The sequence below is a fragment of the Pseudomonas sp. CFBP 8771 genome, from assembly GCF_014841695.1.
Classification (GTDB): Bacteria; Pseudomonadota; Gammaproteobacteria; order Pseudomonadales; family Pseudomonadaceae; genus Aquipseudomonas; species Aquipseudomonas baltica.
Genome location: NZ_JACYUJ010000003.1, coordinates 270,041 through 291,277, shown reverse-complemented (window position 1 = coordinate 291,277; position 21,237 = coordinate 270,041). Strand labels below are relative to the sequence as shown.

Below are 21,237 nucleotides of genomic sequence, written 5' to 3'. Positions count from 1 at the left end.
GGTGCCCAGGTGCGGCTGGCCGAATGGGTCAGCGCAGGTCGATCATCCCAGGGTCGGCAATGCGCCCAGTTTGCCGCGGTGGTAAAGCATGGGCGTCAACGGCTCGCTGGGCAGGATCAGGTTCTTCACTGCACCGACGATGATCGCGTGATCGCCACCGTCGTACTCGCGCCACAGTTCGCACTCGATGATGGCCGTGGCTTTCTCCAGCAGCGGGTTGCCCAGCTCGCTGAGGTGCCAGGCGATGGCCTGCGCCTTGTCCTTGCCCTTGCTGGCAAAGGCGTAGGCCTCCGCCTGCTGGTCTGCGGACAGCAAGTGAATCGCGAAGCGCTTGCTGTCACGCAGGACAGGGTAGGTGTCCGACTCGTAGTTGGGGCAGAACAATACCAGCGCCGGGTCGATCGACAGCGCACTGAATGCACTGGCAGTGATGCCGACGATGCCGCCTTCCGGGTCCAGCGTGGTAACCACCGTCACGCCGGATGGGAACGAAGCCATCACTTCTTTGTAGATGCCGGGTTCGATCATTTCAAATTACCTCAACGCATCACGAATGGGTCGGGCATGGGGGCCTGGGACAGGTTGATCCATACCGTCTTGAGTTCTGTGTAGGCCAGTACCGAATCGATGCCGCTCTCGCGGCCATAGCCACTGTTCTTGAAGCCGCCGATCGGCGCCATGGCCGATACCGCGCGGTAGGTGTTGACCCAGATGATACCGGAACGCACGTCACGGGCCAGGCGGTGGGCACGGCCCAGGTCGCGGGTCCAGATGCCGGCGGCGAGGCCGAACTGGGAGTCGTTGGCCATGGCCAGCGCTTCTGCTTCGGTGGAGAAGCGGATGACCGACGCCACCGGACCGAAGACTTCCTCCTGCATGATCTTCATGGAGTGGTTGTCGCATTCGAACAGGGTCGGCTGGTAGTACCAACCGTCGCTGTCGGTCTGTGCGCGCTGACCGCCCATGCGCAGGGTAGCGCCTTCTTCCAGCGCCTGCGCGACCAGGCTTTCGACCACGGCCAATTGCTGGGCGGTGGCCATAGGGCCCATTTCGCTGGCTTCGTCCTGGGGGTTGCCGATCTTGATGCGCTTGGCGCGCTCGACCAGACGCTCGACGAACTCGTCGTAGATCTCGTCCTGCACCAGCAGGCGCGAGCCGGCCACGCAGCTCTGCCCCGAGGCGGCGTAGATGCCGGCCACCACGCCGTTGATGGCGCTGTCCAGGTCGGCATCGGCGAAAATGATGTTCGGCGACTTGCCGCCCAGCTCCAGGGACAGCTTGGCGAAGTTTTCGGCGCTGCTGCGTACCACATGGCGCGCGGTGGCGGCACCGCCGGTGAAGGCGATCTTGCGCACCAACGGGTGGCGGGTGAGGGCAGCGCCGGTGCTCGGGCCGTAGCCGGTGACGACGTTGACCACGCCCGGCGGAATGCCGGCTTCCAGAGCCAGGCGCGCCAATTCCAGCAAGGTGGCGCTGGCATGCTCGGAGGGCTTGAGAACGATGGTGTTGCCGGCCGCCAGGGCCGGCGCCAGCTTGATCGCCGTCAGGTACAGCGGGCTGTTCCAGGGAATGATCCCGGCAACCACGCCGATCGGTTCGTGCACCGTGTAGGCGAACAGGTCGGGCTTGTCGAGCGGCAGTGTGCCGCCCTCCAGCTTGTCTGCCAGGCCTGCGGTGTAGTGGAAAAATTCGGGCAGGTAGCCCACCTGGCCGCGGGTTTCGCGGATCAGCTTGCCGTTGTCACGGCTTTCGAGCTGAGCCAGCGCTTCCTTGTTCTCGCCGATCAAGTCGCCCAGTCGGCGCAGCAGCTTGCCCCGGGCGGTGGCGGTAAGCCCGCGCCATGCCGGCGCCTCGAACGCCCGCTGTGCGGCCTGCACGGCGCGGTCGACGTCGGCCTCGTCGGCGTCGGGCAACAGCGCCCAGGGTTGGGCCAGGGCCGGGTTGTGACTCTCGAAGGTCTTGCCGGACAGCGCATCGACCCACTGGCCGTCGATGCACATCTGAAAGCGTGAAAGGGTCATGCGACGATCCCCTGTGCCTGGTTGTCCAGGCGCTGGGCCCGGGTGAGAAAATCCAACAACATCTGGTTGACCAGCCGGGGTGATTCCACCGGCATCATATGCCTTTGCTCGTGGAGTATCGCTACCTCGGCGTGGGGAATGCGCTCGGCCATTTCCCGGGCCATCTGTGGCGTGGAGCCCGGGTCGAGCTCACCCGTGGCGATCAGCGCCGGCGCCGCGATGCTGCCGAGGTCATCGGCGCGGTACATGTCCTGGGTGGCGAACAGCTCATAGGTGGTTAAGTAGCCCTGAGGATCATTGCTGGCCAGGGTCTCGCGCAGCGCGGCGATCTGCGCCGGGTTGGCCGCCTGATACTCGCGGCTGAACCAGCGCGACAACGCCGCCTCGGCGTTCGCGTTCGGGCCATGCTCGGCAGCCTGCCCGGTGCGCGCTATCACCCCGGCGCGCTGTTCGGCGCTGCGGTTGAACACGCTGTTGAGCACCACCAGGGCCTGCAGGCGTTCGGGGTAGTGCAGGGCGAACGCCCGTGCCACCAGCCCGCCCATGGAAAAACCGATGACCGTCGCTGCGGGCACCTGCAAGTGGTCCAGCAGTTCGAGCAATTGGTCGGCATAACCGAGCAACGCCGTGCCTGGCGCAGGCAACGCACTGGCGCCATGCCCGAGCATGTCGTAGGCGATGACCCGATAGTGCGGCAGCAGCCCGACGAACTGGCCTCCCCACATTTCCTTGTTCAAGCCCACTCCATGGATGAACACCACGGGCGGGCCGTCACCCGCGGCCAGGTAACTGGTACCGGCCGCAGTGCGTTCAGCGGTAAGCCGAATCATGGAGCGCTCCTGAGTCAAGTGGGTCACTGGGCCTTTTCGGCAGCCAGCTCTTCCAGGTCGATGTAACGGTTGCCGATCCGCGGGTGCAGGCGCCCGCCGTTGGCGCAGCCCAGGACGACGACGATCTCGTCGGCGCGCGGCGAATCCTCGATCTGCATTTCCAGGGTGACGTAGTGGGAGCGCAGGCCTTCGTCGTCCTTGTGCATCATCGGGATCTGGATCGAGGTGCCAGGGCCGCCGCGCTTGTTGGTGAAGCTCAGGTAGCTCTTGGCTTGCACCGCTTCACGGTAATGGTTGCCGAAGCGCAGGGTGTGGATGACGGCCGAAGCGTGCTCGATTTCGCCGTCGGCACCGACCACCGCCGCCTTGCCGTAGGCCTCGATCTTGTCCGCGCCACCGATGCTGGCCACCAGGCGCTCGACCATCAGGGCTCCGAGGTCCGAACAGTTGGCCTTGATCTCCGGTTTCAGGTCATCGACGAAGCCGCGGCCCAGCCACGGGTTCTTCATGACCACCGCGAGGCCAACCATGGTCACGGGAGTGTCGGTGGCCTTGCCGCCTTCGATGAGGGTCTCTTCGGAGTAAGTGACGATTTTGCGGATCTCGAAGCTCATGCCTGTTTCCTTCTTGGAGGGTTTGTATCTGGTATTATGGTATACCAAGAACGAGCTTCGGCAAGTGTTTTTTTGTGGCACGGGCGGTCTCGTCTGACTGCCCGTAGAACTGGGGATAGAACCCGGCCGAAAAGCCAACCATGCTCGGCGCGCGTGGCGCAGGTGATCGGATTCAACCTCGCGTTGTTGTCGGGAAGCACGGTTGGCGGTGCATCGGCGTGAACGACGCGGGCACACTTGTGCGCCGTGTCATGCCAATAGAGAATGAATGAATGTGCTTATTTATCGCTTTTTCTATTTCGCGCAGCTGGCCAAGATTGACCATCGAACAAACATAATAAAGGAACGCTCATGGTCGAATTAGCCCACACCGAGGCCGCCGCTCGGTCGGCCAGGTCGAAGTATCGCTGGATAGTGCTGTCGGTGATCGTCGTGGTGTACATGCTGGCCGCTGCCGATCGCGCTAATATCGGCATCGCTCTGCCGTATATTCAGAAGGAATTTGGCGCCAGCAACGCGCAGGCTGGCATGCTCGTCAGTGCGTTTTTCCTGTTCTATTCACTGGGTCAGATTCCGGCAGGCTTCATCATTAGCCGGTTTGGCGTGCGGCTCGTCGCGCCGGTGTCGATCACGCTGACGTCGATCGTCACCCTGTTGATCGGAACCGCGCATAACTTCGGCATGATCAAGCTCTATCGGTCCGCCTTGGGCATCGCCGAAGCCGCACTCCCGCTGTCCATGCTCAGCACCATCAATCGCTGGTTTCCAGCGGGTGAGAAGGGCTTGGCCACGGGCGCATTCCTTTCTGCCGCCAAGATGGGCGCCGTCATAGCCCCACCCGTGGGCGCCGCCATCATCATGCTTTACGACTGGCGCACCATGTTCATCGTCTTCGCCATCCCCGGCCTGCTGCTGGCATTGATCTGGTGGTGGGTAGTGCCAAACGATCCCCGTGCCTGCAAGCGGGTCAACGGTGCCGAAGCCGATCATATCGAAGATCAGACCCCGGCCGAGAGCGGGCCCAAGCGCCGTCAGCGAGATTTCGGCGCGTTGGACAAAGTGCTGCGCTACCAGCGAGTGGCACCCCTGGCTTCCTCTAAATCGGTATTTGCCTCCTGGAACATCTGGGGCTGTGGCCTGGGTTATTTGCTGATGACAGGCGTGGTCAATGTGCTGCTGGCCTGGCTACCCAAGTACCTGAGCGAAGTGAAGCACTTCGAACTGATGCAGGTTGGCTTCATCGCCGCACTGCCGTTTGCCGGTGGAGTACTGGGTAACATCGTCGGCGGCTGGTTCTCGGACCGGATTCTGGACCGTCGTCGCAAGCCCACCATGATGATCAGCGCGGTGGCCACTTGCGTGATGATGGTGGCCTTGGTTTATGCTCCCAACGGGCTGTTGGCAGTAAGCTTGCTGTTGTTCGGCACGGGCTTCCTGCTGAACATCGGTTACTCGTCGTTTTCGGTCTATTCCATGGGCCTGACCAGCCGCTCCACTTACCCGGTTGCGGCCTCGTTGGTCAACAGCGCAGGGCAGGCGGGCGGAGCAATAGCACCCCTGGTCACCGGCTTTCTGCTGGACAGCTACAGTTGGACAGCGGTCTTCATTTTCCTGGGGATCTGCTCGCTGGCGGCCCTGGCCTTCGTGCTGACCATTGCCGAACCGGCTGATCAGGTCGAGCCCGCCGCGCAATGACAACGTTGCGTTGATCCTGGTAATACGCAATGGGGCGCCGAATGCACGGTGCCCCGGGCTCATCGTTGCAACTGGCGAGTGAAGTCGCACAGCTCTACTGCCAGCCCCGACACCTCGGTCATGAACGCTGAAGGGCGATCGTTTCGATACATCGCCTTGTAGGGCACTGGGGGTAATGTGGGGGTTGTGCGGATGATGTTAAGTTTGCCCTCGTCCACCAATGGCCGAAAGCATTCCAACGGCAGATAAGTCACACCCAAGCCTGCGGCTGTCAGTCCGAGCATGGCGGTCAGACTGTCCGAGGACAGCGTCTTGGGCAGGTCGACGCCCAAGGTACGCAACCATTTGTTCACGAACAGTCCCGAGCCCGATTTCTTGCCTTGAACCAGCATTGGGTATTTCGCCAGTTCCGCGAGGTCCAGCACCTCATCGTGGCCTATCAGGCCCGGTGCGGCCATCCAGGCATTCTCGACCTCGCCCAAGGCGACAGAGGTCACTTCCGGCGCGGTAAAGGTGTCGGGAATGATGATCAGGTCGATCATGTCGTCCATGAGCTTTTCATGGAGGTTGCGGCTCATGTCGACCTCTGGCTCGATAATGAGTCCCGGATAATCGGTTACCAGCCGCGTCACCAATCGCGGCAGCCAAGTCCATGCGGTCAGTTCGGTCACACCCAACCTGAGCCGGCGCTTCACCACTTGGGTACCGTCCTTGAGGGAGTCGATGCGCTCGGCGAGCCCGAGCATTTCCCGCGCTATCACTAACAGTTCCTCGCCAGCGCTGGTCAACCGGGCGCCGCGTTGCGAACGGTCGAACAGCTGCATGCCGGTCGACGCCTCGAGTTCCTGAACGCGTTTGGATATGGCGGACTGAGTGGTGCTCAGGTGCTCTGCAGCGCGCTCGAAAGTTCCGAGCCGCTCTATCCAGTGTAAAGCAAGCAATTGGCGCAGGGTGATCATGTCCATTCCTTAATAGAATGATTGGATATTGAATAATATCGCTTTTTCTATTTCATAGCCTGTTTATGCTGGTGTTATCTGCCATCGGAGAACTGTCTATGACTGCCGTACTCGCCTCATCCGAACGTGACGAACTGGTAACCGCATTTGCCCGCACCTCCACTTCGATCATCAGTGACTGTCTGGATCGTTTGCCGGGCGCAGCGTTGCGCCCCTTTCACAAGATCGAAGGGACCATGGCTGGTATCGCTTTGACGGTAAAAGTCGCCAATGGCGATAACCGAGCCATTCATCAGGCCCTTGAACTGCTCGAACCTGGCCACGTACTGGTGGTCGATGGCGGCGGCGATGTCAGCCGTGCATTGATGGGCGACATCATGGCGGCGATTGCTGAAAAACGTGGCGCGGCGGGTGTGGTGATTGACGGCGCGATTCGCGATCTGGCAACCATTGGCAAGGGTATGTTTCCGATGTTCGCGCGGGCCGGCATTCATCTGGGCCCCTACAAGAACGGACCTGGTGAGATAAACGTTCCAGTGAGCATCGATGGGATGATCGTGTCGCCGGGCGACTTCGTCGTCGGTGACCACGATGGCATCGTCGCCTTCGCCGCATCGCGCGCGGCCGAGCTGTTGAGCGCCTGTCATGCGACCGAACAAAAGGAAGCGGAAATGATGGCGCAGATCGCCGCAGGCACTTACAAGGGCGCCTACGCCGCTCACTGATTGCAGGAGATACAGCATGAAAATCGGAATTATCGGTGCAGGCGAAGTCGGACTGACCTATGCAAGACCCTGGGCGGCAGCTGGGCACGAAGTCGTTTTGTGCGATCTGAAGCCGTCCGCTGCTGCGGCGGCCTTCGCTGCGCAGGCAGGCAGCGATATCTGTACATCGGTTGCAGATATCGCGCCAAGCTGTGACGTACTGGTATCGTGCGTGTTTGGTACGGTGTCGCTGTCCGTCGCCGAGCAGGCGCTCGCGCATATGGCCAAGGACGCTTTATATGTGGACATGACCACTGCCGATCCCGCATTGATCAGGACGGCGGCGCAACGTGCCGCAGAATTCGACGTGAGTTATGTCGATGTGGCCATCCTCGGTGCGATTGCGCTGACGCACGAAAAAACCAACTTGCTGGGCGCCGGCACTGGTATCGAGCGCGCCCTGACGTTGTTCGCCTTCGCCGGCGCGCCGCTCAAACCAGTGGAGCACGGCGCAGCCGGTGATGCGGCGGCCCTGAAGATCCTCAGAAGCGTATTCACCAAAGGCTTGGAAGCCCTGACTATCGAATGTTTCATGGCCGCGGAGAAGCAAGGCGTCAGTGACAAGTTGCACGACGCTTTGAGCGACATCGATCAGGCAAGCCTGCGCGATTTTCTCGGTGCCCTGATCCGCACCCATGTACTGCATGCGCCGCGTCGCTTGAAGGAAGTCGAAGAAGCTGAGCGGCAGTTGCGTGCCGCTGACATGCCGGTCGCGGTGCTGCCGGGGGTCAGGGATCTCTTCCAGCGCACGACCGACCAGATCGCCGCGAATCCGATCGATGTGGCAACACCCACGCTGCCGCAGGCATTCGAGTGGTTGTTCAAGGTCAACGAAGTATCCAGATGACTGCGCGGTGACGTAGCTTGTGTTCCCTGTGGGAGCGGTCATCGGCCGCGAAAAGGGCCCCGTAGTTTGCCTGATGCTCCGTGGCGTCTGGTTCGCGGCCGCGGACCGCTCCTACAGGGCATTTGCGCGTTTTGAAGGGGGGTGGGGGTATCATGGCCTGATCACAGGCGAGGTATCCATGTTCGATTGGGAAGATCTGAGGCACTTTGCGGCATTCGTGCGGGCGGGCTCGTTGACGGCGGCGGCCAGGGCGCTGGCGGTGGACCATGCCACCGTGGCGCGGCGCATTGCGTCACTGGAAACCGCGCTCAACCTCAAGCTGGTCGATCGCCGCTCGCGTGCCTACGTGCTGACCCACCAGGGGCTGCGGATTGCCGAGTTCGCCGAGCAGATGAGCACCTCTTCGTTCGCTCTCGAGCATTACGCGGGCGCCGATCAGCCGGACGTGCAGGGCGAAGTGGTGCTGTCGGCGCCGCCCGTATTGCTGGGCAGCCTGATCGCGCCCCACGCCGGTACCCTGCTGGCGCAGCATCCGGCGTTGTCGCTGCGCCTGGTGGGCACCAAATCGCGCACCTCGCTGGCGCGCCGGGAGGCAGACGTCGCCATCAGTCTGGCCCGGCCGCTGGAGTCGACATTGGTGGCGAGTCTGCTCGGGCACCTGGACTATGCGCTGTACGCCAGCCCTGCCTACCTGGCGCAGTTAGCGAAGCCGCGTTTCATTGGCTACGACGCTTCGCAGGCCAAATCCCTTCAGCATCGCTGGCTGGTCGAGCAGGCCGAGGACGGCGAATTCGTGCTGTGCAGCAACGACCTGCGCGTGCAGGCACTGGCTGCCGCCGGCGCCGCGGGTATCGTCTGCCTGCCGGCGTTCATTGCCGCCGAACATGGCCTGCAACGGGTCGACCCTGAAGCGGCCACCTTGAACATCGAGGTCTGGATGGCGTTCCACGAAGACGTGCGCGCAACGCCACGCATCCAGGCGGTCAGCGAATTCGTGCGGCATTGCATGGCAGTGCTGCCACGCTTGTGAATTTCTGCATAGCTCAGGTGCGACGCCTGGGGGTTATGTCCGATAGGAGTGGGCGCTAAGGTAAAGGCATCGGATCGGCATGTGGCGCGGTCCCCCCGCAGGAGCCTCTCCATGAACTACGTCAAGCTGGGCAACACCGGCCTGGACATTTCCCGCCTGTGCCTGGGCTGCATGACCTTCGGCGAGCCCGATGCCGGCACCCACCCCTGGACCTTGGGCGAGGATGCCAGTCGGCCGATCATCAAGCATGCGGTGGAGCAGGGCATCAACTTCTTCGACACGGCCAACAGTTACTCGGCCGGCACTTCCGAAGTCATCATCGGCAAATTGCTCAAGGAGTTCACCCGTCGCGAGGAAACCGTGATCGCCACCAAGGTGTTCTTTCCGGCCAACATGTGGGAAGGCTCGAAAAAGCCCAATGAGCAAGGCCTGTCGCGCAAGGCGATCATGGCCAGCATCGATGCCAGCCTGCAGCGGCTGGGCACCGACTACGTCGATCTCTATCAGATCCATCGCTGGGACTATCACACGCCCATCGAAGAAACCATGGAAGCCCTGCACGACGTGGTGAAAGCGGGCAAGGCTCGTTACATCGGGGCCTCGTCGATGTACGCCTGGCAGTTCGCCAAGGCCCAACAGGTCGCGGCCAGCCATGGTTGGAGCCGGTTCGTCTCGATGCAGAACTACCTCAACCTCATCTATCGCGAAGAAGAGCGCGAAATGATTCCCCTGTGCCTGAATCAGGGTGTCGGCCTGATGCCCTGGAGCCCGATGGCCCGCGGCCGGCTGACGCGCCCGCACGGCATGCAGACCGAACGCACCCGCACCGACATTTCCGGGCAGTCGTTCTATGCTGCCACCGAGGTCGAGGATGGCAAGGTGATCGACGTGGTCGAGCAGATCGCCAAGGAACGCGGCGTGCCCATGGCGCAGGTGGCGCTGGCGTGGGTGTTGAACAAGCGCGGCGTGTCGGCGCCCATCGTCGGTGCTTCCAAGGCCGTGCAGTTGGACGATGCCCTGGCTGCACTGCAACTGTCGTTGAGCGAAGAGGAAACGGCGCGGCTCGAAGGCCCCTACGTGCCACACGTGGTGACCGGTTTTGCCTGACAGCGCTGGGCGCAGGTGGGTCGCCGAAGAATCGCGCGGATGCTATCGTTGCTGGGCGATCCACTGCCCGAGTTGAACATGACCCACCCGTTTCCCTTTTCCCGAGAGGGCATGAGCGAGAAAGTACGCTGCCACGACTGGGCCGCGACGCCGCTGGGGCCGATCCACAGTTGGCCTGCCGTGTTGCGCATTGCCGTCGATATGCTGCTGGCATCGCGGTTCCCCGGCTGTCTGGCCTGGGGGGACGAGCGCATCACCCTGTACAACGATGCGTTCGAGCCCTTGCTGGCGGGCAAGCCGCCGGCGCTCGGGGTGCCGATGCACATCGTCTGGAACGAAGTGTGGGACGACATCGAGCCGATAATGACGCGCGCCTTCCAGGGCGAAGCGACTTTCATCGAGGACTTCCCGCTGGTCATCCAGCGCAACGGCAGAGCCGAGCAGGCGTATTTCACCTTCTGCTACAGCCCGGTACGCGACGAACATGGCACCATCGTGGGCATGCTCGACACGGTCATCGAAACCACTGCAACATTGCAGGCCAGGGACAGGGCCGAGCAGGCAGCCGAAGGCTTCGAGCGCGAAGCGGTGGCGCGTACGGCCGAACGTAACCGGTTCTGGGACCTTTCATCCGACATCATGTTGGTGGCCAGCCGCAGGCTCGAAATCACAGCCATCAATCCGGCCTGGTCGCGGGTGCTGGGCTGGAGCGCCGAGGACCTGGTTGGCCGGCACGCCATCGACCTGATCCACCCCGACGATCATGAAGCGGTAGCGATCGCGATGGTGCCGCTGTTTCGCAGCGAGCGGCTGCATGACATGACCTGCCGCCTGCGCCACCGCGACGGCAGCTACCGTTGGATTGCCTGGGCAGCGGTGCCTGCCGAAGACTCGTTCCACTCCGTAGGCCGCGACGTGACCGAAGAGCGCGAGCGTGCGCTGCTGCTGCAGCAGGTCGAAGAGCAACTGCGCCACAGCCTCAAAATGGAAGCGGTCGGGCAGTTGACCGGCGGGCTTGCCCACGACTTCAACAACCTGCTGACCGGCATCAGTGCCAGCCTGGAACTGCTGCGTCAACGTGTCGAGCAGGGCCGCATCGGCGAGCTCAAACGTTACATCGACGCTGCACAGGGGGCCTCGGCCCGGGCCGCCACCCTGACTCATCGGCTGCTGGCGTTCTCGCGTCGTCAAACCCTGGCGCCACGGGCTGTCGAGCCCAACGCCCTGATCGCCGACCTCGAAGACCTGGTACGCCAGACGCTGGGCCCGAGCATCGAGTTCAGTGCCCAGAGTGACGACGATGTCTGGTGGGTGCGCGTGGACGCCAACCAGTTGGAAAGCGCATTGCTCAACCTCTGCATCAACGCCCGTGATGCAATGCCGGGGGGCGGCAGCCTGTGGTTGCGCGCGCGCAATCACCATCAGTTCGCCCGAGCCCGCACCGAGAACGATCTGCAGCCGGGCCAGTACGTGTGCCTGAGTGTGACCGACAGCGGCACCGGCATGGATCCACAGACCATCGCACGGGTATTCGATCCGTTCTTCACCACCAAGCCATTGGGTCAGGGCACCGGCCTGGGCCTGTCGATGGTGTACGGCTTCGTACGCCAGTCGGGCGGGCAGATTCGCGTCGATTCCTCACTGGGGCAGGGCACCGCAATGCACCTGTTCCTGCCGCGACACACCGGCGAGATCGGTGCGACGCTGCCGGTACTGACCGGAGCCCTGATAGACACCGAAGCCACCGGTGAAACCATCGTTTTGATCGACGACGAAGGAACGTTGCGGCAGATGGTGGGCGAGGCGTTGCGGGAGAAGGGCTATCGAGTGCTGGAAGCGGCCAATGGCGTAGAGGGCCTGTCACTGGTGCAAGGCGGCTTGAAGGCCGACCTGTTGATCACCGACATCGGCCTGCCGGGTGGGCTCGATGGTCGTCAGGTGGCGGATGCTGCCTGGGCGATGGAGCCGGGTCTGAAGGTACTGTTCATTACCGGCTATGTGGATCAGACCGCAGCCATGGACGAGTTGCCCGAAGCTGTTGCTCATGTGCTGACCAAGCCGTTCAGCCTGGACCACCTGACCCACACCGTGCGCTCGATGTTGGTCAGGCGTTAGCTCATACCGCTATCCGGCGCCGCTGCTGGCGCCCGACTCGCGGTTTTTCTCGATGGTTCGGGTGCGTTTCTCCAGCACCAGGTACACCACGCAGGCAATAGCCAGCGGCAGCAGGAAATACAGCGCCCGGTAGGCGATCAATGCGGCCAGTAGCGCACCTTTGGAGTATTGCCCTTGCAGCAGGGTGATGAAGATGGTTTCCAGCACACCGAGGCCGGCTGGGATATGGGTGATCACACCGGCAATGCTGCTGATCAGCAGGATCGCCAGAATGGTCGGGTAGCCGACCTTCTCGGGCAGCAACGACCACACCAGCAAGCCCATCAGGCTCCAGTTCAACGCGCCCAGACAGGCTTGGGTCAGCGCCATCTTGAACGACGGCAGAAGAATCTCCTGCTTGCGTATCGTCCAGGTGCGTTTCTTCGAGAAGCGGCAGGCCGCCAGGTACGCCAGCCCAAGCAGGATGATCACTACGCCGATGATCTGCAGCCCGGTACTGCCGATCTTGAAACCTTCGGGAAGCGCCGGCAGGCCCATGGCGAACAGTGTACCGGCCACGAACAGGTAGCCCAGCCAGTTGGTGATCAGACACAGGCTGAGAATCTTGGTAATGGCCGGCACATCCAGACCCAGCTTGGAGTACAGGCGATAACGCAGGGCAATCCCACCGACCCACGAGCCCAGGTTGAGGTTGAACGCATAGCACACGAAGGCCAATGGCAGTACCTGCCGACTGGGCACTTCGTGGCCGATATAACGCTTGGCCAGCAAGTCATAGCTGGCGAACGTCAGGTAGCTGGCTGCGACGATGCCGGCACCGATCAACAAGGTACTCATCTTGTAGGAGCTCAGCGCATGCTTGACCTCCTGCCAGTCGAGGTTTTTCACCAGCATGAACACCAGCACCGGGACCAGGATGAAGCACAGCACGGTCATGATGCGCTTGGCCCATACCCACTTGCTGGATTTCGGCGAGGCCTTCGGCGCGCTCTGCGATGAAGTCGTCATACCGTCTCCTTGTGATCCAGCGACGGCGCCTGGCAATGCTGCGGTTCGACATCGATCAACGGCACCAGCTTGGGCGAGTGCGCCGGAATGAACCCCACCATGGCCGGAAAGTGGCGCAGGAAGTGGAAGGTGAGGAAGATGATCGGCGCGCGCCACCAGTACCCACGCAGAACCCGTTGCAGGCTGATCGACTTGCAGGTGCTTTCGGCCAGTTCCTGCAGGTGATCGTGCAGCCGCTGGTTGAAACGGCGGTCCTTGATGATCAGGTTGCCTTCCAGGTTGAGCGACAGGCTCAGCGGGTCGAGGTTGCTGGAACCCACGGTCGACCATTTCCGGTCCACCACCGCGACCTTGCCATGCAGCGGACGCTGGCAGTACTCGCGGATGACCACGCCGTCACGCAGCAGATAGTTGTAGAGCAGGCGCGAGCACAGGCGCACCAGCGGCATGTCGGGCATGCCCTGCAGAATCAGGGTCACGTCGACGCCGCGCCGAGCCGCGTTGCGCAGTTCGCGCAGAAAACGGTAGCCGGGGAAGAAGTAGGCGTTGGCGATGATGATCCGTTCACGCGCACCACGAATCGCCTTGAGGTAGTGGTCCTCGATATCGGTGGTGTGTTCGTTGTTGTCGCGAATGGTCAGCAGCAGCCGCGCGCTGGCGCTGTCGGCATCGGGCGACGGGCTGCGCGAGCGCCATGGCGCACGGTCGCGCACGACCTTGCTGGTGCGGTCGAGCAGTGCCAGGGTGGCTCGGTGCAGGTCGGCCACGATGGGGCCTCGTACACGCACGGCATAGTCCTGCTTGGCCATCGGATCGCCGGAGTCGGCCAAGTGGTCGGAACTGTAGTTGATGCCACCGACGAATCCGATTTCGCCGTCAATGACCGCAATCTTGCGGTGCAACCGACGAAACAGGTTGGTGCGTACGCCCATTACCCGCGGCTGCGGGTCGAAGGCCAGCAGTTTCACGCCCGCATCGGACAGTTCGCGCAGGAACTGCGTGCTCAGCTCCGCCGTGCCGTAACCGTCCACCAGCACTTCCACACGCACGCCACGTTGCGCCGCTTCGATCAGCACCCGCTGCAAATCCTTGCCTACTTCATCTTCATAGATGATGAAGGTCTCGATCAACACTTCCTCTCGAGCCTGGCCGATAGCCTCGAACACCGCCGGGAAGAACTCCTCGCCGTTGATCAGCAGCTGGATTTCATTGTTGTCACGCCATTGCTCGCTCATAAGCGAACCTCCACTGCGAGGGGCACATGATCGGAAAGATGGGACCAGGGTTTGCGCGACAGCACCTTGGGCAGGTGGGCTGTCGCGTTGCGAATGTAGATGCGGTCGAGCCTGAGCAGTGGCAGCCGGGCCGGGAACGTCTTCGCCGCACTGCCGAAGGCTTCGACGAACACTTCGGTCATGTGGCAGCTCGCCAGGGCTTCGTCGGCACGCACGCGCCAGTCGTTGAAATCGCCCGCGACGATTACGGCAGCTTTTGGATCAAGGCTGTCGAGCAACTGGCAGAGCAACTTCAGTTGCTGCTGGCGCTGGCCTTCGCGCAGCCCCAGGTGCACGCAGACGGTGTGCACCTCTCCATGCCCCGGCACGGCCAGCACCGAATGCAGCAGGCCACGCTCCTCGGTGCCATTGACGCTGACATCGAGGTTTTCGTGACGCACGATCGGAAACTTGGACAGCAGCGCGTTGCCGTGGTCGCCGTCCGGGTATACCGCGTTGCGGCCGTAGGCGTACACCGGCCACATGCTGTCGGCGAGAAATTCGTATTGGGGAACGTCCGACCAGTTGTCGTAGCGCTGGCCATGGGAGCGATGCATCCCGAGCACTTCCTGCAGGAACACCACGTCGGCGCCCAGCGTGCGTACAGCCTCGCGCAACTCGGGGAGCACGAAGCGCCGGTTCAGCGGGCTGAAGCCCTTGTGGGTATTGACCGTCAGAACATGCAGGGAAGTTACCGCCACAGCGTCCTGGGGTAACGGCTGAGGATTGGGGGTGGTCATTCTGAAGCTCCTGAGGGGACGACAGGGGCACTTTGGCCCCTATGGTCCGACTCGGAAGCGATTGTGAAGGTTCAACGGTGCCATCATTGGAGACCAGGCCCATGCCGGAGCGACCTGATGCTGTAGAAAATGCGTTTCACAGACGTGCTCAGGTCCGCTCAGGGTGCTGGTGCGAGGCGAGGTCATGTGGACTGTATGTGACCTGAAAAATCATAAATCCAATAAGTTGTGGCATAAGTCGATAAAATTGATATAACCAACAGCATAAGGGATTTAAATTTTACCTTGGATGCATGCCCATCCTATAATGTGGGTCACTACGCCAGACAGTCCCCGAGGTTTCGCAATGTTGGATTTATATTTCAACAAGCCAGCCGAGATCGCCAAGCGCCTTTGCGGGCGCTTGCGCACCGAGCGGCTGGCACTGAACATGACCCAGGCCGATCTGGCGGCCCGCGCCGGCATAGGCACCAACACCGTTTCCAACCTTGAAGCCGGACGCAATGTCGGGTTCGAGAACCTGGTCAGGGTGGCGATGGCATTGGGTCGAGCCCAAGAGCTCGATGGCTTGTTCATGCCCAGGCTGGAAAGCATCGATGACATCCAGCGCTATGAAAACAGTGCCAAACGTCTTCGCTCTAAAAGGAAGACTGGCAATGCCTAAGCAGGTGAACGTTTTTTACGAGGGCTGGGGCGAGCGATGGCAGTGGGGCACGCTGGTGTCTACCACTGCCCTGACGGGTCGTCCGGTGATCGTGTTCGAGTACAGCAATGAAGCCAGGGAAAAGGGCTTTGAGCTGTCGTCTTACAGGCTGCCGTTGAAAGGTGCTCGATTGCGACGGGATTTTCCAGACCACCAATGGCATCTGCCAGGACCCGTCTACGACGCGTTACCAGACGGCTGGGGCATGTTGCTGATGGATCGCATGTTCAGGCGTCGTGGGCTCGGCACGGCGCGAATCGGTACGCTGCAACGGCTGGCCTACATCGGTAGCAATGCGATGGGCGCCATGACGTTCGAGCCGGTGGTACCCGAGGGGCAGGAGTCCGATGTTCATATTCCTTTGGAACAACTTGCAACCGAAGTGCAGGAAGTGCTCCAGGGAGACGGCGGTGAGTTCTTGCAGACCCTGCTTCTGGTGGGCGGCTCGCCTCAGGGTGCGAGGCCCAAAGCGCTTGTTCATCGCGACCCGGCAACGGGCGGATTCACCACGGCGGTGATGCCGGGTTTCGAGGCCTGGCTGGTGAAGTTTCCAGCCAAGGACGAACATGCGGAGGTGTGCGCCATTGAAATGGTCTATGCCGAGTGCCTGCGCATGTGCGGGATCGAAACGCCCGAGACCCAGTACTTCGGTCTGCCGGGCGGGTTGGCTGCGTTTGCCAGCAAGCGTTTTGACCGCCGGGGTGGCCTGCGCATCTCGATGCAAAGCCTCGCAGCCTTTACCGGGGCCGACTATAGATCACCGGGCGTATTGGACTACGTCAACTTCCTGCGGGCGACGCATATGTGTACCAACGACGTGCGAGCGATGGCAACGGCGTTCGAGCGTGCGGTCTTCAATGTCGCGTTTAACAACCGGGACGATCACCCGAAGAACTTTGCCTACATCATGACGCGCGACGGTCAGTGGCGATTGTCGCCGGCCTACGACGTGACGTTCTGCGAAGGACCAGGCGGATACCACCAGATGGATGTGATGGGTGAGGCGCTGGCGATTTCACGTACGCAAATGCTGCGGCTTGCCGAGGAAGCAGAGCTCGCCCCGGCTGCCGCAAGCAAAATGATCGAGGGTATTTGTGATGTGGCCAGCCGGTTCGCGACTATTGCTCAGGACCTGTATCCGCAGCTCATTACTCAAGACACCTTGCGCATGATCCAGAACCGTATTGATGAGAACGTTGCTCGGCTGCGAGCAACAGTCAGCTGAATCACTTGGCAAACAGCTGGCTCATGTCCTTGAAGGCCTTGAACTCCAGCGCATTGCCACAGGGGTCGAACAGGAACATGGTGGCCTGCTCGCCGACCTGGCCCTGGAAGCGGATGTAGGGTTCGATCACGAACTCGGTTCCGCGCGCCCTCAAGCGCTCTGCCAGGGCCTCCCACTGCGCCCATTCCAGAATGATGCCGAAGTGCGGGACCGGTACGTTGTGGCCGTCCACCGCGTTGCTGTGCACACTTTCCTGCGAAGCCGTCTTGGGGTGCTCATGGATGACCAATTGATGGCCGTAGAAATCGAAGTCTACCCACTGTGCGCTCGAGCGGCCTTCGGCAAGACCGAACACCTCACCGTAGAAGTGACGGGTGGCGGCCAGGTCGTACACGGGGATTGCAAGGTGGAAGGGCGAAAGGCTCACGGTGATTTCCTTTGGACTGGTTTTGATTTTTATCAATTCTTATCCGGAAATACCCCGAGTAAAAGCGCAAATCTTGGGTTCCGAGCTCCAATTATTCTGATGAATCAAGCGTTCGTTAAGCTTTATACCGCCTGCAGAACGCAGTCTCGAAACAGATTGAACAGCGGCGAATGCTTCTGTCGGTACTTGGCTACCAGCACGATTTCTCTGAAAAACGTCAGCTCACGCAGCTCCAGCACTCTCACGTTCTCCGAATGTTCGAGCCACAGGCCCGCTTTGGGTACCAATGAAACACCCAGCCCACTGCGCACCATCTTTACAATTGCATCCAGCTCATCCAGTTCCAGGGTTTGGCGAACGTGGATCTTTTGCTCCTTGAGAAACTGGGTGACCAGGCGGCCGCCGAACGATCCGCGGTCATACCGCACGAAGGGCTGTTCTGCGAGAAGCTTGAGCGGATCATCGCCTGCTACATCCTTGGCGGTGATCAGCACGAACGCCTCGCGCGCGATCACCTCGGCCTGCAGATCCTTGGGTAGCGAGAAGGGCGGCTTGATCATGATGGCCAGGTCCAGCTCACCTGCATCCACCTGACTGAGCAGGTTCAACGAAACACCCGGCACCAGGTGGGTTTCGATGAACGGCGCCTGTGATTTCAAGGTCACCAATGCCTGCGGCAGGATCCCGGTCTGAACCGTGCCGATGGCGCCGATGCGCAACGAGCCCTGGAAACCATTGGCACTGTCGGCCGCGCCCATTTGCTCGAACAGGCGCAGGATTTCTTCGGCCATTGGTATGGCGCGTTGGCCTGCCGAATTGAGGGTGGCCGAACGGCCTGTGCGGTCGAACAGCTTGACGCCGAGTGTTTCCTCGAGACCTTTGATCTGCGCGCTGACGGCGGACTGGGTCAGCCCGACCTGCTGGCCGGCGGCGGCAAAGGTGCCTCGCTGGGCTACGCAGATGAAGGTCTTCAGTTCTCGGATCATGGGGTGCCTTGGTGTGTTGACGGATAGGTGCGCAATGACGGGATATCCAGAAGCTGTCCGGATCCTCGAAAAGCACTTTACTTCTGGTCGGCGATTACAGCCTGAAAAACACCCTGTTGCTCCCAGTTTCGTCCCTCGCTTTCAACGGGTGTACCAGCGTTCGCGAGTGGCTACTTCTGTTGCTTCCACTACCTGCGTTCGGCTTGCCTCACCTTGCGGCTCAGTCCAGGCGTTTTGCCGGTAATGCGTTTGAACGCGCGGCTGAACGCGGCCTGGGAGGTGTATCCCAAGCGCTGCGCCACCTCTTCGATCGGCAGCCTGTCCAAGGTTAGCCACTGGCTTGCAAGGCGCATTCGCAGCTCGGTCACGTAGCGCAGCGGCGTCATGCCAACCGTCACCTGGAAGCGCTCCGCGAAGGCTGAACGCGAGGTATTGCAGTGCTCGGCCAACTGCGCGACGGTCCAGTCCCGACCCGGTTTTTGATGAAGCGCCAGCAGTGCACCGGCCAGGCGTGGGTCGCGCAAGGCCGCGACGAGCCCAGAGGCATTGCCGCAGGCGCACTCGACCCAGCCTCGAACGACCATGGCAGCTACCACGTCGGCCAACCGCGCAAGGATACCGGCGAAACCGATACGGGCGGCGCTGACCTCGCGCTCCATGGTGGCCAGAATCGGCACCAGCCCCGGGTAACGCTGGCCGCCGGCATCGATCAGCATCAGCCCCGGCATCAGCCGGCCAAGGCCATGGAGGCTGCCCAGTTCAAACTCCATGCAAGCGCTGAACATTATTGTGCTTGGCGTGGCGCTGGCATCGGTTCCGGTATCCACTTCGCTGACGGTATCACCGAGCGGTGCGCTGTCCAGACGGTCGATGTCTTGAACAGGCGCGTGCGGATGAGAAAACAGTTGATGGGCTGCCCCATGGGAGATGAACACGGCATTGCCGGCAGATAGCGCGTAGGTGCTGCCATCCTCCATTTGCAGCACCGCATCGCCGACGGCGATGAAGTGGAACCAGGCGTGCCCGGACTTTTCCGCGAAACCCAAACCGAAAGTGGGGCCCGCCTGGATACGCCGGTACTCGACGCCACGCAATCGCATGCCGCGCAACAGTTCGTTGATGAGATCCGAGGAAAGAGCAAACTGATCTGCAGACATCGTTCAGGTGTTTCGGTCAAAAACCAGAGATTCTAGATCATAGATCATCCAGATCTCGGCGCCTAGACTTCCGCTCGTAATCAAGATTGGGAGATCTGAGCAATGACTGAAGGTGTATGCAACACCGTATCCGACCGCCATACCGGTATCGACGCGGACGTAGAGCCTGCGACGCCGGCGTGGATGGCCGTCTTCTCGTTGGCAATGGGGGTGTTCGGATTGCTGACCGCCGAGTACCTTCCGGCCAGTTTGCTGACGCTGATGGCTACCGACCTGGGCGTATCCGAAGCGCTGGCTGGCCAGGCAGTAACAGTGACCGCAGTGGTGGCACTGTTCGCTGGCTTGCTGGTGCCTGGCCTGACCCGCAGCATCGACCGGCGCTGGGTATTGCTGGGTTTTTCTACCTTGATGGTCGCCTCCAATCTACTGGTCGCCGTGTCCTCCAGCTTCGCGGTGCTGTTGTCGATGCGCATCCTGTTGGGCGTCGCCCTGGGCGGGTTCTGGAGCATGGCAGCGGCGGTAGCGATGCGCCTGGTGCCAACTGCCTTGTTGCCCCGGGCGCTGTCGATCATTTTCAGCGGCATCGCTATCGGCACGGTCGTTGCGGTGCCGCTGGGCAGCTATCTGGGCGGGCTGTATGGCTGGCGCAGCGCGTTCTTTGCAGCGGCGGCGGTGGGCATGGTGACCCTGGCTTTCCAGTCGTTCACTTTGCCGCGCCTGGCGCCGCGGCGGCCGGCAAGACTGCGTACCATTTTAGAGGTGTTGCAGCGTCCGGGCATTGCCATGGGGATGTTCGGTTGCGTGCTGGTGCACAGCGGCCACTTCGCGATGTTCACCTATGTTCGGCCGTTCCTTGAAGGCACGACCGGCATCGGCGCTCAAGGGCTGTCGCTGATGCTGCTGGGCTTTGGTGCGGCGAACTTCGTCGGCACGCTGTTGGCCGGCAAGCTGCTGGAACGAAACCCGCTGGCCACCCTGGTGCTCATGCCCGCACTGGTCGGCCTTGCAGCACTGGCATTGGTGTCGTTGCCAGCCTCGGTGCCGGGGCAGGCGGTACTGCTGGCAATCTGGGGCTTGGCCTTCGGTGGTGTGCCGGTAGCGTGGTCGAACTGGGTCGCCAGCGCGATCCCTGATCAGGCGGAAAGCGCCGGAGGCATGGTCGTGGCTTCCGTGCAATCAGCCATCGCCACCGGCGCCGCCGCTGGCGGTGCGATGTTCAGCCTTGGCGGCAGCTCAGGCGTATTCGTAGCGGCGGCTGTGGTGATGCTGCTGGCTGCGTTGCTGATTGCGCTGCGGGTGCGCGTTCCTTCTCGCCGCGGGGTTGGCCAGCGGGAGTCTGCGCTGCATCTGTGATTCTGATCAGTCGTCCAGCAAATGCAACTGCACTTCCATGGCGTCATGAAGGAGTCTGACGACCTCGATCACATGGTCGTTTGCCACACGATAGAACACGATATGGCGAGGGCTTTTCACCGTTCCGTGGGTTTGTTTGGCCTGCTGACGCGAATAGATGAGGTGATAGCTTCGAAGGCCCGGTGCAAGCTCATCGCGGTCGCGGTCGCGGTCGCGGTCGCGGCTGCCAATGCGATGAGGCGTGTCGGCAAGCGCTTGCAGCGCCGCGAGGATCAGCGCTTGGTAACGCTGGCGTGCTTGATCGCCGAACTGCGTCTGGGAGAGCCTGAGGATGTCGACAATGTCGGCGCGCGCCGCGTTGGAAATTCGATACTGCGGCATG

21 protein-coding genes are annotated in these 21,237 nt (G+C 61.7%); 9 read left to right on the top strand and 12 right to left on the bottom strand.

Annotated elements, in window-relative coordinates:
- Positions 1-42: 42 nt before the first annotated feature.
- The 4 genes from IFT80_RS08855 to IFT80_RS08840 are packed head-to-tail and all read right to left on the bottom strand — an operon-like array spanning position 43 to position 3,465.
- Positions 43-528 (bottom strand): flavin reductase family protein, encoded by a 486-nt coding sequence (locus IFT80_RS08855; RefSeq protein WP_192137326.1) that lies wholly within the window; start codon positions 526-528, stop codon positions 43-45.
- Positions 529-539: 11 nt separating this feature from the next.
- Positions 540-2,021 (bottom strand): aldehyde dehydrogenase, encoded by a 1,482-nt coding sequence (locus IFT80_RS08850; protein ID WP_122477694.1) that lies wholly within the window; start codon positions 2,019-2,021, stop codon positions 540-542.
- On the bottom strand, positions 2,018-2,851 hold the full coding sequence (locus IFT80_RS08845; RefSeq protein ID WP_122477695.1) for an alpha/beta fold hydrolase: 834 nt from the start codon (positions 2,849-2,851) through the stop codon (positions 2,018-2,020). Before IFT80_RS08845 ends, IFT80_RS08850 begins: the two co-directional genes overlap by 4 nt.
- A gap of 23 nt (positions 2,852-2,874) precedes the next feature.
- On the bottom strand, positions 2,875-3,465 hold the full coding sequence (locus tag IFT80_RS08840; protein ID WP_185793182.1) for an amino acid synthesis family protein: 591 nt from the start codon (positions 3,463-3,465) through the stop codon (positions 2,875-2,877).
- A gap of 351 nt (positions 3,466-3,816) precedes the next feature.
- On the opposite strand from IFT80_RS08840, the gene IFT80_RS08835 reads away from it, so the two are divergent.
- Entirely contained in the window at positions 3,817-5,160 is a 1,344-nt protein-coding gene (locus IFT80_RS08835) for an MFS transporter (protein ID WP_185793183.1), read from the top strand.
- 59 nt (positions 5,161-5,219) lie between these two features.
- On the opposite strand, the gene IFT80_RS08830 is transcribed toward IFT80_RS08835, so the two are convergent.
- The gene (locus tag IFT80_RS08830) at positions 5,220-6,119 is read right to left on the bottom strand and encodes a LysR family transcriptional regulator (RefSeq protein WP_185793184.1); all 900 of its coding nucleotides are present in this window, start codon (positions 6,117-6,119) and stop codon (positions 5,220-5,222) included.
- 65 nt (positions 6,120-6,184) lie between these two features.
- Here IFT80_RS08830 and IFT80_RS08825 point away from each other — a divergent pair, with 65 nt between their 5' ends.
- From IFT80_RS08825 to IFT80_RS08805, 5 genes are all read left to right on the top strand, one after another.
- Positions 6,185-6,844: an RraA family protein gene (locus IFT80_RS08825; RefSeq protein WP_244652373.1), complete on the top strand. Its 660-nt coding sequence runs from the start codon at positions 6,185-6,187 to the stop codon at positions 6,842-6,844.
- A gap of 16 nt (positions 6,845-6,860) precedes the next feature.
- Entirely contained in the window at positions 6,861-7,730 is an 870-nt protein-coding gene (locus tag IFT80_RS08820) for an NAD(P)-binding domain-containing protein (RefSeq protein ID WP_185793186.1), read from the top strand.
- Positions 7,731-7,908: 178 nt separating this feature from the next.
- Positions 7,909-8,760, top strand: a complete 852-nt coding sequence (locus IFT80_RS08815; RefSeq protein ID WP_192137324.1) for a LysR family transcriptional regulator — start codon at positions 7,909-7,911, stop codon at positions 8,758-8,760.
- Positions 8,761-8,871: 111 nt separating this feature from the next.
- Entirely contained in the window at positions 8,872-9,867 is a 996-nt protein-coding gene (locus IFT80_RS08810; protein ID WP_192137322.1) for an aldo/keto reductase, read from the top strand.
- Positions 9,868-9,906: 39 nt separating this feature from the next.
- The gene (locus IFT80_RS08805; RefSeq protein ID WP_244652372.1) at positions 9,907-11,982 is read left to right on the top strand and encodes a hybrid sensor histidine kinase/response regulator; all 2,076 of its coding nucleotides are present in this window, start codon (positions 9,907-9,909) and stop codon (positions 11,980-11,982) included.
- A gap of 9 nt (positions 11,983-11,991) precedes the next feature.
- Here the strand turns inward: IFT80_RS08805 and IFT80_RS08800 are convergent, their stop codons facing one another.
- Genes IFT80_RS08800 through IFT80_RS08790 form a run of 3 tightly spaced genes read right to left on the bottom strand, consistent with a single transcriptional unit; the run spans position 11,992 to position 15,004 of the window.
- Complete coding sequence (locus tag IFT80_RS08800; protein WP_192137321.1) at positions 11,992-12,990, bottom strand: lysylphosphatidylglycerol synthase domain-containing protein; 999 nt, start codon at positions 12,988-12,990, stop codon at positions 11,992-11,994.
- Positions 12,987-14,225: a cardiolipin synthase ClsB gene (clsB, locus tag IFT80_RS08795; protein WP_192137319.1), complete on the bottom strand. Its 1,239-nt coding sequence runs from the start codon at positions 14,223-14,225 to the stop codon at positions 12,987-12,989. The genes IFT80_RS08800 and clsB overlap by 4 nt, the downstream gene beginning before the upstream one ends.
- Positions 14,222-15,004, bottom strand: coding sequence for an endonuclease/exonuclease/phosphatase family protein (locus IFT80_RS08790; protein WP_192137317.1), 783 nt, complete (start codon positions 15,002-15,004; stop codon positions 14,222-14,224). The genes clsB and IFT80_RS08790 overlap by 4 nt, the downstream gene beginning before the upstream one ends.
- A 346-nt stretch (positions 15,005-15,350) precedes the next feature.
- On the opposite strand from IFT80_RS08790, the gene IFT80_RS08785 reads away from it, so the two are divergent.
- Both IFT80_RS08785 and IFT80_RS08780 read left to right on the top strand, forming a co-directional pair.
- Positions 15,351-15,668 carry a helix-turn-helix domain-containing protein gene (locus IFT80_RS08785; protein WP_122477707.1) on the top strand — a complete coding sequence of 106 codons (318 nt, stop codon included), beginning with the start codon at positions 15,351-15,353 and terminating at the stop codon, positions 15,666-15,668.
- Positions 15,661-16,932, top strand: a complete 1,272-nt coding sequence (locus IFT80_RS08780) for a type II toxin-antitoxin system HipA family toxin (RefSeq protein ID WP_192137315.1) — start codon at positions 15,661-15,663, stop codon at positions 16,930-16,932. Before IFT80_RS08785 ends, IFT80_RS08780 begins: the two co-directional genes overlap by 8 nt.
- A gap of 1 nt (position 16,933) precedes the next feature.
- Here the strand turns inward: IFT80_RS08780 and IFT80_RS08775 are convergent, their stop codons facing one another.
- The 3 genes from IFT80_RS08775 to IFT80_RS08765 all read right to left on the bottom strand — a co-directional run bounded on the left by IFT80_RS08775 (position 16,934) and on the right by IFT80_RS08765 (position 19,502).
- Complete coding sequence (locus IFT80_RS08775) at positions 16,934-17,359, bottom strand: VOC family protein (RefSeq protein WP_122477711.1); 426 nt, start codon at positions 17,357-17,359, stop codon at positions 16,934-16,936.
- Between the two features lie 122 nt (positions 17,360-17,481).
- Complete coding sequence (locus tag IFT80_RS08770) at positions 17,482-18,345, bottom strand: LysR family transcriptional regulator (protein ID WP_192137313.1); 864 nt, start codon at positions 18,343-18,345, stop codon at positions 17,482-17,484.
- A gap of 188 nt (positions 18,346-18,533) precedes the next feature.
- Positions 18,534-19,502, bottom strand: a complete 969-nt coding sequence (locus tag IFT80_RS08765) for an AraC family transcriptional regulator (protein WP_192137312.1) — start codon at positions 19,500-19,502, stop codon at positions 18,534-18,536.
- A 102-nt stretch (positions 19,503-19,604) separates the two neighbouring features.
- Here IFT80_RS08765 and IFT80_RS08760 point away from each other — a divergent pair, with 102 nt between their 5' ends.
- Entirely contained in the window at positions 19,605-20,855 is a 1,251-nt protein-coding gene (locus tag IFT80_RS08760; RefSeq protein ID WP_192137310.1) for an MFS transporter, read from the top strand.
- Positions 20,856-20,861: 6 nt separating this feature from the next.
- Here the strand turns inward: IFT80_RS08760 and IFT80_RS08755 are convergent, their stop codons facing one another.
- The gene (locus tag IFT80_RS08755) at positions 20,862-21,236 is read right to left on the bottom strand and encodes a type II toxin-antitoxin system RelE/ParE family toxin (protein ID WP_122477718.1); all 375 of its coding nucleotides are present in this window, start codon (positions 21,234-21,236) and stop codon (positions 20,862-20,864) included.
- Position 21,237 lies beyond the last annotated feature (1 nt).

Bases quoted from the DNA above. Each gene is read 5' to 3' on its own strand.
- IFT80_RS08845 (WP_122477695.1), bottom strand. From the start codon at position 2,851: ATGATTCGGCTTACCGCTGAACGCACTGCGGCCGGTACCAGTTACCTG.
- IFT80_RS08825 (WP_244652373.1), top strand. From the start codon at position 6,185: ATGCTGGTGTTATCTGCCATCGGAGAACTGTCTATGACTGCCGTACTC.
- IFT80_RS08820 (WP_185793186.1), top strand. From the start codon at position 6,861: ATGAAAATCGGAATTATCGGTGCAGGCGAAGTCGGACTGACCTATGCA.
- IFT80_RS08780 (WP_192137315.1), top strand. From the start codon at position 15,661: ATGCCTAAGCAGGTGAACGTTTTTTACGAGGGCTGGGGCGAGCGATGG.
- IFT80_RS08810 (WP_192137322.1), top strand. From the start codon at position 8,872: ATGAACTACGTCAAGCTGGGCAACACCGGCCTGGACATTTCCCGCCTG.
- IFT80_RS08835 (WP_185793183.1), top strand. From the start codon at position 3,817: ATGGTCGAATTAGCCCACACCGAGGCCGCCGCTCGGTCGGCCAGGTCG.
- IFT80_RS08850 (WP_122477694.1), bottom strand. From the start codon at position 2,021: ATGACCCTTTCACGCTTTCAGATGTGCATCGACGGCCAGTGGGTCGAT.
- IFT80_RS08790 (WP_192137317.1), bottom strand. From the start codon at position 15,004: ATGACCACCCCCAATCCTCAGCCGTTACCCCAGGACGCTGTGGCGGTA.
- IFT80_RS08770 (WP_192137313.1), bottom strand. From the start codon at position 18,345: ATGATCCGAGAACTGAAGACCTTCATCTGCGTAGCCCAGCGAGGCACC.
- IFT80_RS08765 (WP_192137312.1), bottom strand. From the start codon at position 19,502: ATGTCTGCAGATCAGTTTGCTCTTTCCTCGGATCTCATCAACGAACTG.
- IFT80_RS08800 (WP_192137321.1), bottom strand. From the start codon at position 12,990: ATGACGACTTCATCGCAGAGCGCGCCGAAGGCCTCGCCGAAATCCAGC.
- IFT80_RS08830 (WP_185793184.1), bottom strand. From the start codon at position 6,119: ATGATCACCCTGCGCCAATTGCTTGCTTTACACTGGATAGAGCGGCTC.
- IFT80_RS08805 (WP_244652372.1), top strand. From the start codon at position 9,907: ATGCTATCGTTGCTGGGCGATCCACTGCCCGAGTTGAACATGACCCAC.
- IFT80_RS08785 (WP_122477707.1), top strand. From the start codon at position 15,351: ATGTTGGATTTATATTTCAACAAGCCAGCCGAGATCGCCAAGCGCCTT.
- IFT80_RS08855 (WP_192137326.1), bottom strand. From the start codon at position 528: ATGATCGAACCCGGCATCTACAAAGAAGTGATGGCTTCGTTCCCATCC.
- IFT80_RS08755 (WP_122477718.1), bottom strand. From the start codon at position 21,236: ATGCCGCAGTATCGAATTTCCAACGCGGCGCGCGCCGACATTGTCGAC.
- clsB (WP_192137319.1), bottom strand. From the start codon at position 14,225: ATGAGCGAGCAATGGCGTGACAACAATGAAATCCAGCTGCTGATCAAC.
- IFT80_RS08840 (WP_185793182.1), bottom strand. From the start codon at position 3,465: ATGAGCTTCGAGATCCGCAAAATCGTCACTTACTCCGAAGAGACCCTC.
- IFT80_RS08815 (WP_192137324.1), top strand. From the start codon at position 7,909: ATGTTCGATTGGGAAGATCTGAGGCACTTTGCGGCATTCGTGCGGGCG.
- IFT80_RS08760 (WP_192137310.1), top strand. From the start codon at position 19,605: ATGACTGAAGGTGTATGCAACACCGTATCCGACCGCCATACCGGTATC.